Source organism: Saccharothrix mutabilis subsp. mutabilis (assembly GCF_039521145.1).
Taxonomy (GTDB): domain Bacteria; phylum Actinomycetota; class Actinomycetes; order Mycobacteriales; family Pseudonocardiaceae; genus Actinosynnema; species Actinosynnema mutabilis.
Genome location: NZ_BAAABU010000002.1, coordinates 730350 through 746121, shown reverse-complemented (window position 1 = coordinate 746121; position 15772 = coordinate 730350). Strand labels below are relative to the sequence as shown.

At 72.2% G+C, this 15772-nt stretch carries 16 protein-coding genes; 11 read left to right on the top strand and 5 right to left on the bottom strand.

Annotation, left to right across the window (positions count from 1 at the left end):
• Window positions 1-4: 4 nt before the first annotated feature.
• From ABD126_RS07385 to ABD126_RS07360, 6 genes are all read left to right on the top strand, one after another.
• On the top strand, window positions 5-481 hold the full coding sequence (locus ABD126_RS07385) for a 2Fe-2S iron-sulfur cluster-binding protein (RefSeq protein ID WP_343932882.1): 477 nt from the start codon (window positions 5-7) through the stop codon (window positions 479-481).
• Window positions 478-2901 (top strand): xanthine dehydrogenase family protein molybdopterin-binding subunit, encoded by a 2424-nt coding sequence (locus ABD126_RS07380; RefSeq protein ID WP_343932881.1) that lies wholly within the window; start codon window positions 478-480, stop codon window positions 2899-2901. Before ABD126_RS07385 ends, ABD126_RS07380 begins: the two co-directional genes overlap by 4 nt.
• A complete protein-coding gene (locus ABD126_RS07375) occupies window positions 2898-3752 on the top strand; it encodes an FAD binding domain-containing protein (protein ID WP_343932880.1) in 855 nt (284 codons plus the stop codon). Before ABD126_RS07380 ends, ABD126_RS07375 begins: the two co-directional genes overlap by 4 nt.
• Window positions 3749-4390 (top strand): SRPBCC family protein, encoded by a 642-nt coding sequence (locus ABD126_RS07370; protein ID WP_343932879.1) that lies wholly within the window; start codon window positions 3749-3751, stop codon window positions 4388-4390. The genes ABD126_RS07375 and ABD126_RS07370 overlap by 4 nt, the downstream gene beginning before the upstream one ends.
• A 5-nt stretch (window positions 4391-4395) precedes the next feature.
• Window positions 4396-5481, top strand: a complete 1086-nt coding sequence (locus tag ABD126_RS07365; RefSeq protein WP_343932878.1) for a CapA family protein — start codon at window positions 4396-4398, stop codon at window positions 5479-5481.
• Window positions 5482-5550: 69 nt separating this feature from the next.
• Complete coding sequence (locus ABD126_RS07360) at window positions 5551-6153, top strand: Uma2 family endonuclease (protein ID WP_343932877.1); 603 nt, start codon at window positions 5551-5553, stop codon at window positions 6151-6153.
• Here the strand turns inward: ABD126_RS07360 and ABD126_RS07355 are convergent, their stop codons facing one another.
• Complete coding sequence (locus ABD126_RS07355; RefSeq protein WP_343932876.1) at window positions 6154-7044, bottom strand: LysR family transcriptional regulator; 891 nt, start codon at window positions 7042-7044, stop codon at window positions 6154-6156.
• Between the two features lie 51 nt (window positions 7045-7095).
• Between ABD126_RS07355 and ABD126_RS07350 the strand changes: the two genes are divergently transcribed.
• Window positions 7096-7773 (top strand): type 1 glutamine amidotransferase domain-containing protein, encoded by a 678-nt coding sequence (locus ABD126_RS07350; protein WP_343932875.1) that lies wholly within the window; start codon window positions 7096-7098, stop codon window positions 7771-7773.
• On the opposite strand, the gene ABD126_RS07345 is transcribed toward ABD126_RS07350, so the two are convergent.
• The 3 genes from ABD126_RS07345 to ABD126_RS07335 all read right to left on the bottom strand — a co-directional run bounded on the left by ABD126_RS07345 (window position 7770) and on the right by ABD126_RS07335 (window position 11346).
• Entirely contained in the window at window positions 7770-8702 is a 933-nt protein-coding gene (locus ABD126_RS07345) for an o-succinylbenzoate synthase (RefSeq protein WP_343932874.1), read from the bottom strand. The two genes, ABD126_RS07350 and ABD126_RS07345, sit on opposite strands and share 4 nt — an antisense overlap.
• A gap of 38 nt (window positions 8703-8740) precedes the next feature.
• Window positions 8741-9394, bottom strand: a complete 654-nt coding sequence (locus ABD126_RS07340; protein ID WP_343932873.1) for a hypothetical protein — start codon at window positions 9392-9394, stop codon at window positions 8741-8743.
• 290 nt (window positions 9395-9684) lie between these two features.
• Window positions 9685-11346 (bottom strand): DNA repair helicase XPB, encoded by a 1662-nt coding sequence (locus ABD126_RS07335; RefSeq protein WP_343932872.1) that lies wholly within the window; start codon window positions 11344-11346, stop codon window positions 9685-9687.
• A 212-nt stretch (window positions 11347-11558) separates the two neighbouring features.
• Between ABD126_RS07335 and ABD126_RS07330 the strand changes: the two genes are divergently transcribed.
• The 4 genes from ABD126_RS07330 to ABD126_RS07315 all read left to right on the top strand — a co-directional run bounded on the left by ABD126_RS07330 (window position 11559) and on the right by ABD126_RS07315 (window position 14528).
• Window positions 11559-12185 carry an LppU/SCO3897 family protein gene (locus tag ABD126_RS07330; protein ID WP_343932871.1) on the top strand — a complete coding sequence of 209 codons (627 nt, stop codon included), beginning with the start codon at window positions 11559-11561 and terminating at the stop codon, window positions 12183-12185.
• 88 nt (window positions 12186-12273) lie between these two features.
• Entirely contained in the window at window positions 12274-13050 is a 777-nt protein-coding gene (locus ABD126_RS07325; RefSeq protein ID WP_343932870.1) for an LppU/SCO3897 family protein, read from the top strand.
• Window positions 13051-13106: 56 nt separating this feature from the next.
• Entirely contained in the window at window positions 13107-13580 is a 474-nt protein-coding gene (locus ABD126_RS07320) for an LppU/SCO3897 family protein (protein WP_343932869.1), read from the top strand.
• A gap of 111 nt (window positions 13581-13691) precedes the next feature.
• Window positions 13692-14528, top strand: coding sequence for an LppU/SCO3897 family protein (locus tag ABD126_RS07315; protein ID WP_343932867.1), 837 nt, complete (start codon window positions 13692-13694; stop codon window positions 14526-14528).
• Between the two features lie 79 nt (window positions 14529-14607).
• On the opposite strand, the gene ABD126_RS07310 is transcribed toward ABD126_RS07315, so the two are convergent.
• On the bottom strand, window positions 14608-15585 hold the full coding sequence (locus ABD126_RS07310; RefSeq protein ID WP_343932866.1) for an ABC transporter substrate-binding protein: 978 nt from the start codon (window positions 15583-15585) through the stop codon (window positions 14608-14610).
• Window positions 15586-15772: the final 187 nt, after the last annotated feature.

Below are 15772 nucleotides of genomic sequence, written 5' to 3'. Positions count from 1 at the left end.
GTTCATGCGGATCACCGTCACCGTGGACGGCGTGAGCTACAGCGACGAGGTCGAGCCCCGGACGCTGCTCGTGCACCACCTCCGCGACGCGCTCGGCAAGACCGGCACCGTCGTCGGCTGCGACACCAGCAACTGCGGGGCGTGCACCGTCCACCTGGACGGCCGCAGCGTCAAGTCCTGCGCCGTGCTCGCGGTGCAGGCCAACGGGCGGGAAGTCACCACGGTCGAAGGGCTGGCCGAGGACGGGCGGCTGCACCCGGTCCAGCGGGCGTTCCACGAGAACCACGCGCTCCAGTGCGGGTTCTGCACCCCCGGCATGATCATGCAGGCCATCGACCTGCTCGCCGACGACCCCGACCCCGATGAGGACGCCGTGCGGCACGGCCTGGAGGGCAACCTCTGCCGGTGCACCGGCTACCAGAACATCGTCAAGGCCGTGCGGGACGCCGCCGCCCGCGTCGACCACGGGGGTGGGGAATGACGGCCACCGCCGGACCGGAACTCGGCCGGCCCCGGCGGCGCAAGGAGGACGCCCGGCTGATCACCGGCGCGACCAGGTGGACCGACAACATCCGGCTCGCCGGGATGCTGCACCTCGCCCTGGTGCGCAGCCCCGTGGCGCACGCGCGCATCACGTCCGTCGACGTCACGGCGGCGCTGCGGATGCCGGGCGTGCTGGCCGTGTTCACCGGCCGCGACCTGGCCGCCGAGCAGGGCAGCCTGCCGTGCGCGTGGCCGATCACCGAGGACATGCTGGCCCCGCCCGCGCCGGCCGTCGCCGTGGACGAGGTGAACTTCGCGGGCGAGGTCGTGGCGGTCGTGGTCGCCCGGTCCGCCGCCGAGGCGCACGACGCGCTGGAAGCGGTCGACGTCGACTACGAGGACCTGCCGGTCGTGCTGGACCTGGAGGCGGCGGTCGCCGACGGCGCGGACCTCGTGCACCCCGACCTGGGCTCGAACAAGAGCGCCACCTGGGTGTTCGACTCGGCCGAGGCGGGCACCGGCGGTGACGTCGAGCAGGCCATCGCCGAGGCCGAGGTGGTGGTCGCGCGGACGTTCCGGCAGCAGCGGCTGATCCCGGCGTTCATGGAACCCCGGTCGGTCGTGGTCGACCCGACGGCGGACGCGGTCACCCTGTGGTCGTCCACCCAGATCCCGCACATCCTGCGCTGGATGCTGGCCGCCACGGTCGGCGTGCCCGAGCACAAGCTGCGCGTCATCGCCCCCGACGTCGGCGGCGGGTTCGGCGGCAAGCTCCAGGTCACGCCCGAGGAGGTGCTGGCGCTGGTGGTCGCGCGCCGGCTGGGCAAGCCGGTCAAGTGGACCGAGTCGCGCACCGAGTCCATGCTGTCCGCCCACCACGGCCGCGACCAGGTGCAGAAGCTCGTCGTCACGGCCAAGCGCGACGGCACGGTCACCGGGATGCGCGTCGAACTGCTCGCCGACATGGGCGCGTACCTGCGGCTGGTCTCGCCGGGCGTGCCGATCCTGGGCGCGTTCATGTTCAACGCGATCTACAAGTTCCCCGCCTACAAGTTCATCTGCCACAACGTCTTCACCAACAAGACGCCCACCGACGCCTACCGGGGCGCGGGCCGGCCCGAGGCCACGTTCGCCGTCGAGCGGATCATGGACGAGCTGGCCGCCGAACTCGGCATGGACCCGATGGAGCTGCGGCGCAGGAACTGGATCACCCGCGACGAGTTCCCGTTCGACACCGTCGCCGGCCTCACCTACGACAGCGGCGACTACGAAGCCGCCACCGCGCGGGCGATGGAGCTGTTCGACTACGAAACCCTGCGCGCCGAGCAGGAGGAGCGGCGCGCGAACGGCGACCCGGTGCAGCTGGGCATCGGCATCTCCACCTACACCGAGATGTGCGGGCTCGCGCCGTCCCGCGTGCTCGGCGCGCTGCGCTACGCCGCCGGCGGGTGGGAGCACGCGTCGATCCGCATGCTGCCCACCGGCAAGGTCGAGCTGATCACCGGCACCTCGCCGCACGGGCAGGGCCACGAGACGGCGTGGAGCCAGATCGTGGCCGACCGGCTCGGCGTGCCGTTCGAGGACGTCGAGGTGCTGCACGGCGACACCCAGGTCGCCCCGCGCGGCATGGACACCTACGGCTCCCGGTCGCTCGCCGTCGGCGGCACGGCCATCGTCCTGGCGGCGGACAAGGTGCTGGCCAAGGCCCGGACCGTCGCCGCGCACCTGATGGAGTGCTCGCCCGACGACGTCGACTTCACCGCCGGCACGTTCTCCGTGCGCGGCACGTCCACCACGATGTCGCTGGGTGACGTGGTCGTGGCCGCGCACGTCGCGCACAACCTGCCCGAGGGCGTGGAACCCGGGCTCGACTCCGACGCGGCGTTCGACCCGGACAACTTCTCGTTCCCGCACGGCACCCACCTGTGCGCCACGGAGGTGGACACGCGGACCGGGCAGGTGACCATCCGCAAGTACGTGTGCGTGGACGACGTCGGCAAAGTCGTCAACCCGCTGATCGTGGAGGGGCAGGTGCACGGCGGGCTCGCCCAGGGCATCGCGCAGGCCCTGTTCGAGGAGGCCGTGCACGACGAGGGCGGCACGCTCACCACGGCCACGTTCGCCGACTACCTGCTGCCGTCGGCGGCCGACCTGCCGCACTTCACCACCGACCGCACCGAGACGCCGGCGGAGACGAACCCGTTGGGCGTCAAGGGCGTCGGCGAGGCGGGCACCATCGCGTCCACCCCGGCGGTGGTCAACGCGGTCGTGGACGCGTTGCGGCACAGGGGTGTCAACGACATCCAGATGCCGTGCACGCCGTTCCGGGTGTGGAAAGCGTTGCAGGGCACGCAAGTCCAGACGCCCGCCCAGCCCGGCGCGGGCGGCGGCCCCGGTTCCCACGGAGGTGGCGCATGATCCCGGCCGCGTTCGACTACGTGGCGCCGGCGTCGGTCGAGGAGGCCGTGCGGGCGTTGGCGGAGGGCGGCGAGGACGCCAAGGTGCTGGCCGGCGGCCAGAGCCTCATCCCCGTGCTGCGCATGCGCCTGGCCGCGCCGACGCTGCTGGTGGACCTGTCCGGGCTCACCGAGCTGACCGGCGTCCACGACGAGGGCGACTCGCTGCTCATCGGGGCCATGACCACGCACTACGAGGTCCAGCGCGACCACTTGGTGCGTGAGCACGCACGGCTGCTGTGCCTGGCCACCGACACCGTCGCGGACCCGCAGATCCGGCACCGCGGCACGTTCGGCGGCGCGCTGGCCCACGCCGATCCGGCCGGCGACCTGCTCGCGCCCGCGTTGGCGTTGGACGCTGTGATGGTGTGCGCGGGGCCGGAGGGGACGCGGGAGGTGCCCGCGGCCGAGTTCTTCGTGGACTACTTCACCACCGCGCTGGCCCCCGACGAGCTGCTCACCCACGTGCGGGTGCCCAAGCTGCCCGGCTGGGGCGCGCACTACGAGAAGTTCAACCGGGTCGCGCAGGCCTGGTCCATCGTGGCGGTCGCGGCGGCGGTGGAGGTGTCCGGCGGCGTGGTCGCGCGGGCCCGCGTCGGCCTGACCAACATGGGGCCGACGCCCGTGCGGGCCCGCGGCGTCGAGGAGACCCTGGTCGGGCAGCCGGCCACGGCCGAGGCCATCACGACGGCCGCCTCCCGCGCCGCCGAGGGCACCGACCCGACGACCGACGCCAACGGCGACGCCGAGTACCGCACCCACCTGGCCCGGGTGCTGACCGAACGGGCCCTGACCGCCGCGGTGAGCGCATGAAGCTGGAACACCGGTTCACCGTCCCCGCGCCCGTGCCGGACGTGTGGGCGGCCCTGCTCGACCCGCGGCGGGTGGCGCCGTGCCTGCCCGGGGCCACGTTGACCGAGGTGGACGGGCCGAAGTTCAGCGGCACCGTCAAGGTCAAGCTCGGCCCGGTCACCCTGCTCTACAAGGGGTCCGGGCAGTTCACCTCGGTGTCCGAGGACGCCCACGCGGCGGTGATCAAGGCGTCGGGCAAGGACAGCCGGGGCAACGGCACCGCGTCCGCGACCGTCACCGTGACCCTGAACCCCCACGGGGCCGGCACGGCCGTGTCCGTGGTGGCCGATCTGGCCGTCACCGGGCGGCCCGCGCAGCTCGGACGCGGGCTGATCAGCGAGGTCAGCGACCGGATCGTGGGCGAGTTCGCGGATTGCCTGGCGACTCGGCTCGCGCCGGGGGAGGCTGAGGGGGTGACTGCTTCCCCGACGCCCGCCTCCCGTCCGCCGCTGCGGGCCGTGCCGGACCGGCCGGCCGACCAGCCGGTCGACCTGCTGGAGACGGCCGGCGTGCCGGTGCTCAAGCGGGTGCTGCCGGTGTTCCTGGCCGCCCTGGCGGTGGTGTTCGTGGTGGGTCTGCGCCGCAGGCGGCGGCGCTGAAGGCCGTGGTCGGGCGGCTGGTCCCGCTGGGGCTGGCCGCCTGCCTCGCCACGGCCTGCACCGGGTCGCCGGTGGTCATCACCTCGTCCCGGCCGGCGCCCACCACCACGTCCTCCGCGCCGCCCCCGCCGTCGTTCACCCTGGCGGCCGGCGGCGACATCCTGATCCACCCGGCCCTGACCGCGCAGGCCGACGCCGACGGCGCCCGCGACTTCGTGCCGCTGCTGTCCGGGCTGCGCGAGGCGATCGACGCGGACCTGTCGATCTGCCACCTGGAGACACCGCTGTCCGCGCCCGGCGCGCCGACCTACGGCTACCCGGCCTTCAGCGCGCCGCCCGAGGTGGCGAAGGCCCTGAAGACCATCGGCTACGACTCCTGCTCGACCGCGTCCAACCACACGCTGGACCGGGGTGCCGGCGCCATCAAGACGACCCTGGACCAGATGGACGCGGCGGGCCTGGCCCACACCGGCTCGTTCCGCTCGCCGGAGGAGTCGGCGACCCCGTTGCTGCTGGACGCGCGGGGGGTGAAGGTCGGGCACATCGCCTTCACGTACGGCTTCAACGGCATCCCGCTGCCCCAGCCGTGGATGGCCAACCAGTTGTCCGTGGAGGGCGTGCTCTCGGCCGCCCGAGCCGCGAAGGCCGCCGGCGCGGAGGTCGTCGTGGCCAGCCTGCACTGGGGCGCGGAGTACCGGCACGAGGCCACGGCCGAGCAGCGGGAAATGGCGGCGGCGGTCCTGGCGGACCCGGCGGTGGACCTGATCATCGGGACGCACGTGCACGCGGTGCAGCCGATCGAGCAGATCGGTGGCAAGTGGGTGGTCTACGGCATGGGCAACGAGGTGGCCCGCCACTCCGAGCCGCGCGGCATCACGGAAGAGGGCATCGTGACGCGGTTCAAGTTCGTGAAGGACGCGTCGGGGTGGCGGGTGGAGCACGCGGAGTACGTGCCCACTCTGGTGGAGTTCGGCCCCCCGATCCGAGTGGTCGACCTGACCCGCGTCGAGAAGACCCCTCGCCGGGTGGAGGCGTTGCAGCGCACCGAAAGCGTGGTCGGCAGCATGGGCAGCACGATCACCCATCGGTGATCACCGGAAAGGGCTACTGTATTCCTCTATTGATTCGGGCACTGTCGATCCTGCCAGTGAGGAGACGTCGTGACGGCCGTTCCTGAAGAGACTCCCCGACCCAAGCTTGCTGTGGTCCCGCATTTGCTGACGGTCGCCGAGTACGCGGAACTCGGCGAGGTCGAATCGGGCTACACCGAGCTGCAGGAGGGTCGATTGTTGATGGTGCCGAGCCCAGCACCCAGGCACAACCTCGCGTCGTTGGAATTGGCGATCCGGTTGAGGGGTCAGTTGTCGGACGATCTGGTGGTCATCCAGGACGTCGATGTCGACTTGGAGCTCGCCCCGCCGGGAGCCCCGGGCTTTTCTCGGAGGCCAGACGTGTTGGTGGTGCGGCGTCCGGCGTTGAAGAGGGTGGAGGAGGAGGGCGGTTTGATCCGGGCGTCCGAGGTGGAGGTCGTCATCGAGATCGTGTCGCCGGGCTCCTACCGCACGGACCACGTGATCAAAAGGGAGGAATACGCCGCCGCCGGCATCCCGCGCTACTGGATCGTGGACCTCGCCGAGCCGATCTCGCTGGTCGACTGCCAATTGGCCGGCGAATTCGGTTATCAGCAGGCGCCGGACGTGGTCGGCAAGTTCGAGACCACCGCGCCCTGCGCGATCGTGTTGCGCATCGACGACCTGGTCTGATCACCACGTCCGCCCCTCGCGCAGCAGCACCTCCCGGACCAGCGCCACGTGCCGGTTCGGCGTCGCGCCCGCCCGTTGCGCCAGGTAAGCCGTGTTGATCGGCGGGTCTTCGGGGTCGATCAAGGTCACCAGCGCGCCGGAGGCCAGCTCGTCCGCGCACAGGTACCGCGGGAGCACGGTGATGCCCGCGCCCGCCACGACCGCGGACAGCACGCCGCGCAGGTCGGGCATCACCACCGCCGCCTGCGCGTTCAGCCGCACCCCGAACACGTGCCGCCAGTACCGGCGCGCGATGGGCAGGTCCTCGGCGTACGTCAGCAGGGGCGCGTCACCCAACGCCTCCCCGGTCAGGCGCGACGCCCACGCCGGGGCCGCCACCAGCACGAACTCCTCGTCCATCAGCGGCACGGCGGTCAGCGTGCGACCGCGGGGGCGCAAGGTCGAGATCACCAGGTCGAACCGTCCCGCCCGCAACCCGTCCAACAGCTCGTCGGTCAACCCCGTGGTGACCCGCAGCCGCAACCCCTCCGCCACGTGCGGCGCCAGCGCCGGCAGCACGCGCAGGCACAGGACCTCCGCCGGACCGGCCAGGTGCACGGGTTCGGGCGGCGCGGTCGGTCGGCCGCGGTCCAGCACCGCCGTCAGCTCGTCCAACGGCCGCGCGACCTCGGCCGCCAACTCGTCGGCCACGGACGTCGGCCGCACCCCGCGCGGCAGCCGTTCGAACAGCTGGCGGGCCATGCGCTGCTCCAGCAGTCGGACCTGGCTGGTCACGGTCGGCTGCGACAGCCCCAGCACCCGCGCCGCCGACGTGAACGACCCGGCCCGGTGCACCGCCAGGAACGTCCGCAGCAGCGCCAGGTCCAACCCATCAGCAGGCTTATGGGACATGGTGACGATCCTATTGGCGAACCGATCGCAGTGCGGCCTACCGTCGAGGACATGGCAAAGATCCTGTTCGTGCTGACCGGCTCCGACCACTGGACGCTCGCCGACGGCACGCTCCACCCGACCGGCTTCTGGGCCGAGGAGTTCGCCGTGCCGCACCGGACGTTCACCGAGGCGGGCCACACCGTCGTCGTCACGACCCCCGGCGGCGTCGTGCCGACCGTCGACCGGGGCAGCCTGTCCGCCGACGCCAACGGCGGCCAGGCGCAGGCCGACGCGATCGCCGCGGAACTGGCGAACGCCGCCGCGCTGCGCGAGCCGCTCAAGCTGGAGGACGTCGACCCGGCCGGGTTCGACGCCGTCTTCTACCCCGGCGGCCACGGTCCGATGGAGGACCTGGCGGTGAACGCCGACTCCGGCCGCCTGCTCACCCGGGCGTTGCGGGAGGGCAAGCCGCTGGCCGTGCTGTGCCACGCGCCCGCCGCCCTGCTCGCCGCCGGTGACGCGGTCGCGGGCTACCGGCTGACCGCGTTCACCAACGAGGAGGAGAAGCTCGCGGGCCTCGCGGACAAGGCGAAGTGGCTGCTCCAGGACCGCCTGGAGGCGCTGGGCGTGGACTTCGTGGCCGGTGCGCCGTTCGCGCCGAACGTCGTCGTGGACCGCAACCTCTACACGGGCCAGAACCCCGCTTCGTCCGGTCCGCTGGCCACGCGGATGCTGGAAGTCCTCTAGAGGCCGCGCACCCGCGCCACGCGGTCCAGCCACTTGCGGGTGGTGGCCTCGTCGGCGGCGAACTCCGCGAACCGGTCGGGCACGGGCGCCCGCCGCGGCACCGGCAGCGCCCCGCCCACCGGCACCAGGGAGGCGCTCGCCACGTCCCCGGCCAGCAGCGGCAACGTGCCCAGGCCGCAGGCGAAGTCCAACTCCGGCAACGCCCCCGCGAGCGCCAGCCCGGCCGCCATGCCGACCGACGTCTCGACCGCCGACGACACCACGCACGGCAACCCGCACGCCTCGGCGACCTCCAGCGCCCGCCGCACCCCGCCCAGCGGGGCCACCTTGATCACCGCCACGTCCGCCGCGCCGGCGACCGCGACCTTGAGCGGGTCCTCGGCGCGGCGGATCGACTCGTCCGCGGCGATCCGGACGTCCACCCGCCGCCGCACCGCCGCCAGGTCGTCCAGCGAAGGGCACGGCTGCTCGACGTACTCCAGGCCCCGCGCGGCCTTGTCCAGCTCACGGATGGCCCGCACGGCGGTGTCCACGTCCCAAGCCGCGTTGGCGTCCACCCGCACCGCGCCGCGAGGCCCCAGGGCGTCCCGCACCGCCGCGACCCGCTCCAGGTCGTCGGACAGCGGCGCGCCCGGGTCGGCCACCTTCACCTTGGCCGTCGAGCACCCGGAGGCGGCGACGATCGCGTGCGCGCGCTCCGGCGACACCACCGGCACCGTGCAGTTGACCGGGACCGAGTCCCGGACGGGCTCGGGCCACCCGCGCTCGGCGGCCTCCACCGCGGTTCCCCACCAGGGCGGGCACTCGGCGTCGGAGTAGTCGAGGAACGCGCAGAACTCGCCCCACCCGTGCGCACCTTCGACCAGGACGCCTTCGCGGACGGTGATGCCGCGGAACCGGTTGCGCATCGGGATCGAGTAGACCAGCACCCCGGGAACCCTAGATCCCCCGGCTTCCGGGCCGGTGCTCAGATCGGGTCCAGGGCGGCGACCCGCCGCAACGCGCTCTCCGCCGACTCCGGGTCCACCTCCGCGACCTCCTCGACCGCGATCCGCAGGGCGGCGGCGAACTCGTCCACCCGCCGGTCCAGCCCGGCCAGGCCGCGGGTGGACTCGGCGATCTCGGCGGCCAGCCCGACCCGGTTCTCGGCGCGGGCCAGGGCGTCCCGCACGACCAGGCTCTCCCGGAGCGCGACCAACGCCCGCCACAGCGACACTTCCACGCCCCGCAGCCGAGGCGAGTCGGACACCTCGGCGACCGCGAGGAAGTGCTCGCACAACCGCCGGGCCCGCCGCCGCTGCTCGGGATCGGCGAACTGCTCGCAGTGCACGACGTCCGCGCCGTCCGCCGCCGCCACCACGTCCCACTCGGACACCCGGGGCGGCACCGCGCCGACCACCGCCGCCCCCACGAGCACGGCCGCGACCAGGCCGACCTTCCAGCCGGTCCCGGGTACCACCACCGCGATCACGCCGCACAACGGCAAGCCGACCGCGGCGAATAATCGCGCCCGCCCGCGACGAGCCCGCCGAACCGCCGCCGCGACCACCTCGGCCCGCTCGACCCCGGGCCGCCACACCCACCAGCGAGGCGACGGCCGCAGCCGCACCACCACCGTCATCCCGAAGCCACCCACCCAGCCCCAGCGCAACCAGATTCCGCGCCCAACCTAGCGCCCGGCCACCACCGGACGACGCCGCACGCCAAGCGGACGCGCCACCCGGCACACCACCGAGACCGCCGGCGACAGCCGCGGGCGGGCGGCGCGTGGGTGGGCGCGCCGCACGGCACACCACCAGGAGCGCCGGCGGTGGGTGCCGGCGGGCCAGGCGTGGCCGTCGGGCGTGGCTGCCGGGCGTGGGCGGCGGGTCAGGCGGGCGGGTGCGGGTCAGGCGCCGGCGGACGGGTCGGTCAGGAGATGTCCGGGAGTTTCGGCCCGAGCAGGTCGTCCGCGTCGACGATCCTGTACGCGTACCCCTGCTCCGCCAGGAACCGCTGCCGGTGAGCCGCGTAATCGGTGTCCAGCGTGTCCCGCGACACCACCGAGTAGAAGTGCGCCTGCCGACCGTCCCCCTTGGGCCGCAACAGCCGGCCCAACCGCTGCGCCTCCTCCTGCCGCGACCCGAACGTGCCCGACACCTGCACCGCCACCGACGCCTCCGGCAGGTCGATGGAGAAGTTCGCCACCTTCGACACCACCAACGTCCGCAGCTCGCCCTTGCGGAACGCGTCGAACAGCGCCTCGCGCTCCTTGTTCTTCGTCGAACCCTGGATCACCGGGGCGTCCAACGCCTCGCCGAGGCTCTCCAACTGGTCCAGGTACGCGCCGATCACCAGCGTCGGCTCGTCCGGGTGCCGGTCCAGGATCGCGCGCACCACCGGCAGCTTCGTGCGCGCCGTGGAGCACAGCTTGTACCGCTCCTCCGCCTCGGCGGTCGCGTACTCCAGGCGCTCGTTGTCCGTCAGCGTCACCCGGACTTCCGTGCACTCCGCCGGCGCGATCCAGCCCTGCGCCTCGATGTCGCGCCACGGCACGTCGTAGCGCTTCGGCCCGATCAGGGAGAACACGTCACCCTCCCGACCGTCCTCGCGCACCAGGGTCGCCGTCAGGCCCAGCCGCCGCCGCGACTGGAGGTCCGCGGTCATCCGGAACACCGGCGCCGGCAGCAGGTGGACCTCGTCGTAGACGATCAGGCCCCAGTCCCGGGAGTCGAACAGCTCCAGGTGCTTGTACTCGCCCTTCGACTTGCGGGTGATCACCTGGTAGGTCGCGATGGTGACCGGACGGATCTCCTTGCGCTCGCCGGAGTACTCGCCGATCTCGTCCTCGGTCAGCGACGTCCGCGCGACCAGTTCCCGCTTCCACTGCCGCCCGGCGACGGTGTTGGTGACCAGGATCAACGTCGTCGCCTGCGCCTCGGCCATCGCCGCCGCGCCCACCAGGGTCTTGCCCGCCCCGCACGGCAGCACGACCACGCCCGAGCCGCCCGCCCAGAACGCCTGCGCCGCCAGGCGCTGGTAGTCGCGCAGCTGCCAGCCGTCCTCGACCAGCTCGATCGGGTGCGCCTCGCCGTCGACGTACCCGGCCAGGTCCTCGGCCGGCCAGCCGATCTTGAGCAGCAGCTGCTTGAGCCGCCCGCGCTCGCTCGGGTGCACGACCACGGTGTCGTCGTCGATGCGGTTGCCCAGCATCGGCTTGACCTTCTTGTGCCGCAGCACCTCTTCCAGCACCGCGCGGTCCAGCGACGACAGGACCAGGCCGTGCGCCGGGTGGTTGGCCAGCTGCAACCGGCCGAACCGCCCCATCGTGTCCACCACGTCCACCAGCAGCGGCTGCGGCACGGGGTAGCGGGAGAACCGGACCAGCGCGTCCACCACCTGCTCGGCGTCGTGCCCGGCGGCCCGCGCGTTCCACAGGGCCAGCGGAGTGACGCGGTAGGTGTGGACGTGCTCGGGGGCGCGCTCCAGCTCGGCGAACGGCGCGATGGCGGTGCGCGCGTCGTCCGACAGCGGGTGGTCGACCTCCAGCAGCAGGGTCTTGTCCGACTGGACGATCAAAGGGCCGTCGGTCACGAGAGCGCACTCCTGTCGTTGGCGTACCTCCAGTGTTCCAACCGAGTGCAAGTCGATCGCGCCGGCGTGCTCGATTGGTCACTGCCTGTGCACGGACTCGGTTTGGTAAAGCTGTGAACACCCGGATGGGTGAGTCGATAGCGTGCCGGAGCTTCCCGTCACGCCCCGACGCGTGGAATTCCGGGAACTCCCCGATGTGAACGAAGGTCATCATGAGCACGGACGCGCCCGCGCCCAACCCGAACTACCCGCCGCCGCCCCCGCAGCAGCCGCCCTTCCCGCCCCAGGGCCCGGGGCAGCAGGCACCGATGCCGCAGGGTCCGGCGCCGAAGAAGAAGCCGAACGTCGTGGTGCGCATCCTCACCGCGATCGTCGGCATCGCGGTGGCCGCTCTGGTCGTGTACGGCATCAACTACTTCACCAGCGACGCCGCCCAGACGAAGGCCGGTGACTGCGCGAGCCTGACCGGCACGACCACCAAGCCGGACTTCAAGACCGTCGCGTGCGGTGCGGCCGAGGCGAACTACACCGTCGCCAAGGTGCTCGGGGGCACGAGCGAGTCCTGCGGCGGCAAGTACTACGACGAGTACACCGAGACCGCCCGCCGCGGCCCGGACTCGAAGCTGTGCCTGATCCCGATCATGGCCGAGGGCAACTGCTACGAGCTGGAGGGCAGCTCCATGGGCTACCCGAAGGTCGACTGCTCGAAGTCGGGCGCCTACAAGCTGACCAAGAAGGCCGAGGGCGTCGAGGACGAGGCCGCCTGCACCGAGGGCGCGCCGCTGACCTTCCCGGAGCCGAAGCTCACCCTCTGCTTCACCCCCGCCGAGAACGCCTGATCCCGGCGGCGGTCGCCTGATCGCGGGGCCGGGTGCGCGTGACGCTACCTTCTGGGGCGTCACGCGCACCCGTCCAGCGAGGATGACCATGAGCGACGAGCCGAAGCCCGAGGCACCAGGCGACCCCAAGCCGGACACCACGCCCGGCGGTGCCACGCCCGCGGCCCCGGCCGGTGGCACGACCGGTGGCCCGACTCCCGGTGGAGCCACGCCGGCCGCGCCCACGGGCGACACCGAGCCCCACGAAGGCGACACCAAGCCCCACGAGAGCGAGGCCGAGGCGGACCAGCCCGCCGGTTCCGGCCGCTACCTGATCACCCCGGACGAAGAGGACGACGCGCCCGCTCCCGCCCCCGCCGGCGGCGGTTCGAAGCGGAAGCTGCTGATCGGCGTGCTCGCCGTCGTCGTGCTGGCCGCGGTCGCCGTGGCCGGGTACTTCGTCGTCAGCGAGCGCTCCACCGCGGACGCCGGCGACTGCGTCAGCATCGGCCGCCAGGACGAGAACAACCGGGCCGACGTCAAGACGCTCGACTGCGACGACAACGCCGCCTCCTACAAGGTCGGCAAGGTGCTCGGCAAGTCCGACGAGGCCTGCCCCGAGGAGGGCCTCTACACCGAGGTCTCCCCGGCGGCGAGCGTCGGCGACGGCTACAAGCTGTGCCTGCTGCCCAACATGGCCAAGGGCGCCTGCTACAAGCCCGACGAGGGCACCGGGTTCGTGAAGACCGAGTGCACCGGCCCGGAGACGATCAAGGTCACCGACGTCATCGAGGGCGACATCGACCTGTCCCGCTGCCCGGACAGCGCCGGCATGTCCTACCCCGAGCCGAAGGTCACCTACTGCCTGGCTCCCGCGGAGCTGTGACCCCTTTGCGGTGAACCTCGTCAACCCGGCGGGCGGCCGTGCCGATGTCGTAGACCATGCGGAAGATCGGATGGGTCATCGGCGCGGTCGCCGTCGTGGCGGTCGGGGCGTACGGCTACGCGTTCGTGATGACCGGCAGCGACAACCGGCCCCGCCCGCAACCGGGTGAGTGCGCGCGCATCGAGGGGCGTCCCGAGTCGCCCACCTACCGGGCGGTGAGCTGCGCGGACGACCTGGCCAACGTCAAGGTCGCCAAGGTGGTTGACGCGCAGGCGGAGTGCCCGCGGGGTGGCGCGCAGTACACGCGGTTCACCGGGGCGACGACGTTGTGCCTGATCCCCAACTTCGTCGAGGGCGCGTGCTACGGCCGGGACGAGAAGGCGGGCCTGCGCAAGGTCGACTGCACCAACGCCCAGGCGGTCAAGGTCGTGAAGGTCGCGCACGGCACGCCGACGACGTGTGAGCCGAACCGCACGGTGGCCTACCCGGAGCCGTCGGTCACGTTCTGCCTGGCCAAGAACACCCCCTGACGCTCGTCCGATCGGCGGCAGGTCGGCTGCGCCGGGGGATGCGCGGAATCCGCTGCGACGGGCGGGTCGGCGGCGGTACGTTCCGGCTCGCCCGAGTCGAGAGGAACCCGCGTGACCACGCCCCCGAACCCGCCGCCCCACGGCCCGCCACCGGGTGGCAACCCGCCCGGCTACCCGCCGTCCCAGCCGCAGGGCTTCCCCGCCCAGCCGGGCCAGCCGGGGTACCCGCCGCCACCCGCCCAGCCGGGCTACCAGCAGCCCGGCTACCCGCCGCCCTACCAGCCCCAGCCGGGCCCCGGCGGGTTCCCGGGCCAGCCCCAGCCGGGCGCGTACCCCGGCCAGCCGGGCCAGCCGCAGCCGGGCCAGTACCCGGGTCAGCCGGGCTTCGGGCCGCCCCAGCACCCGGGTCAGGCGCAGTTCCCGCCCCCGCCGGAGCAGAAGACCTCCACGGGCGCGAAGGTGCTGATCGCCGTGGTCGCCCTGGGCATCGTCGGCGTCGTGGTCGCGGGTCTGATCGCGAGCAAGGACAGCCCCGGCGGCGCGGAGGCGGGGGACTGCATCAAGGTCAACTCGGTGTCGGTCAGCGACGCCGACGTCGAGAAGATCGACTGCGGCTCGCCGGAGGCCGCCTTCAAGGTGGCCGTGAACCTCGACAGCAGCACCAAGGCGTGCCCGACCGGCGACTACTCCGAGTACCGCGACAGCGGCGGCCGGCGCAGCGACGGCTTCAAGCTGTGCCTGACGCTCAACGCCAAGGACGGCGACTGCTTCAAGCAGGAAGGCACGATAGTCGCGGGCAAAACCACCAAGGTGACCTGTGGTTCTTCCGCCACGCACAAGGTCACCAAGGTCTCCGGCGCCGCCGACGAGAACCAGTGCGAGAGCGGCGACATCGTGTACGTCTACTCACAGCCCGCCACCACGATCTGCATGACCGAGACCAAATAGCCACCGGGGCCTTCCGCGTGCGAACGCGGAAGGCCCCGGGGAATTCGGCCACAAAGTGCGACCAAGCGGTCGCTCAGTGCTAGTTCGTCGTGCCCGGTGGCAGCAATCCCTGGACGTCCAGGCGTCCCGGGAGCACGTCCTCGGTGTCCATCATGTCCGCCACGCGCTGGAGCCGGATCGGGTTCAGCGACAGCGGGAACGTGCCGACCGACACCAGGGCGGCGGTCTGCTGGTCCACGTCGACGTAGCCGGTCAGCGCGTCCTGCACGCCCAGCTTGTTGTTCGACGCGAGCTGCTGCGCCTCCCGCAGGACCTGCCGGAACAGGGCCAGCGTCTTGGGGTTGGCGTCGGCGAACTTCTTGCTCGACGCGTAGCCCGACATGGGGAAGTCCTTGGTGGGGCCGACCGCGGTGTCGGTGACGATCCGCGCGCCGACGTCCTTCTGCGCCTTGGTGATGAACGGCTCGGTCATCCACGCGGCGTCGACCTGGCCCGCGCGCAGCGCGCTGACCATCTGGTCGAACGGCATCACGCGCAGGTTGATCCGCTGCTTCTCGATGCCCGCGGTGTCCAGCACGGCCTTGGTGGTCAGCGCGCCGATGTCCTTGTCGCTGTTCACGGCGATGCGCGGGGCCTCGAAGGCGGCCGGGTCGGTGTACTTCGAGTCGGTCGTGACCAGCGCCATCGTGTTGACGCCCGCCTGGTAGGCCTCGCCCTGCAGTTGCAGCTGGGTGCCCTCGGCGACCGTGCGGAACAGGTTCACGTGGCTGGCCCACGTGATGTCCAGCGTGGTGTCGAGCTGCTTGAGGCCCTCCTCCTCGCTGCTCAACGTGACGAGCTGCACGGACAGGCCGGCCTTCTCGAACAGCTTCTCGTTGGTCGCGAGCTTGAGCGGGGCCACGTCGACGACGGGCATCACACCGATGCGCAGTGTGTTGCGTTCCACTTCGGGTGTGTCGTTGCCGTCGGTCCCGGGCAACAGGCCACAGGCCGTCAGGGTCGCGGCACACGCGAACAACGCTGCCGCACGCCGGAGAACACGCGCTGGGGTTGGCATGGCACCTCTCGCCGCGACGACCTCTTGAGCCGGTCCAATTGATCAACTGAATTCTCGGCCGGAAACGCCGATGCGGGGGATGGTAACCACCCGGAGGTGTGAAACGACAGTCCCGGCAGATACGGTGAGTGCTTCCGGAGTCTTCCCCGGGCCAGGGGTTCGGCACTACGCTCACCGGCCGGGTGGC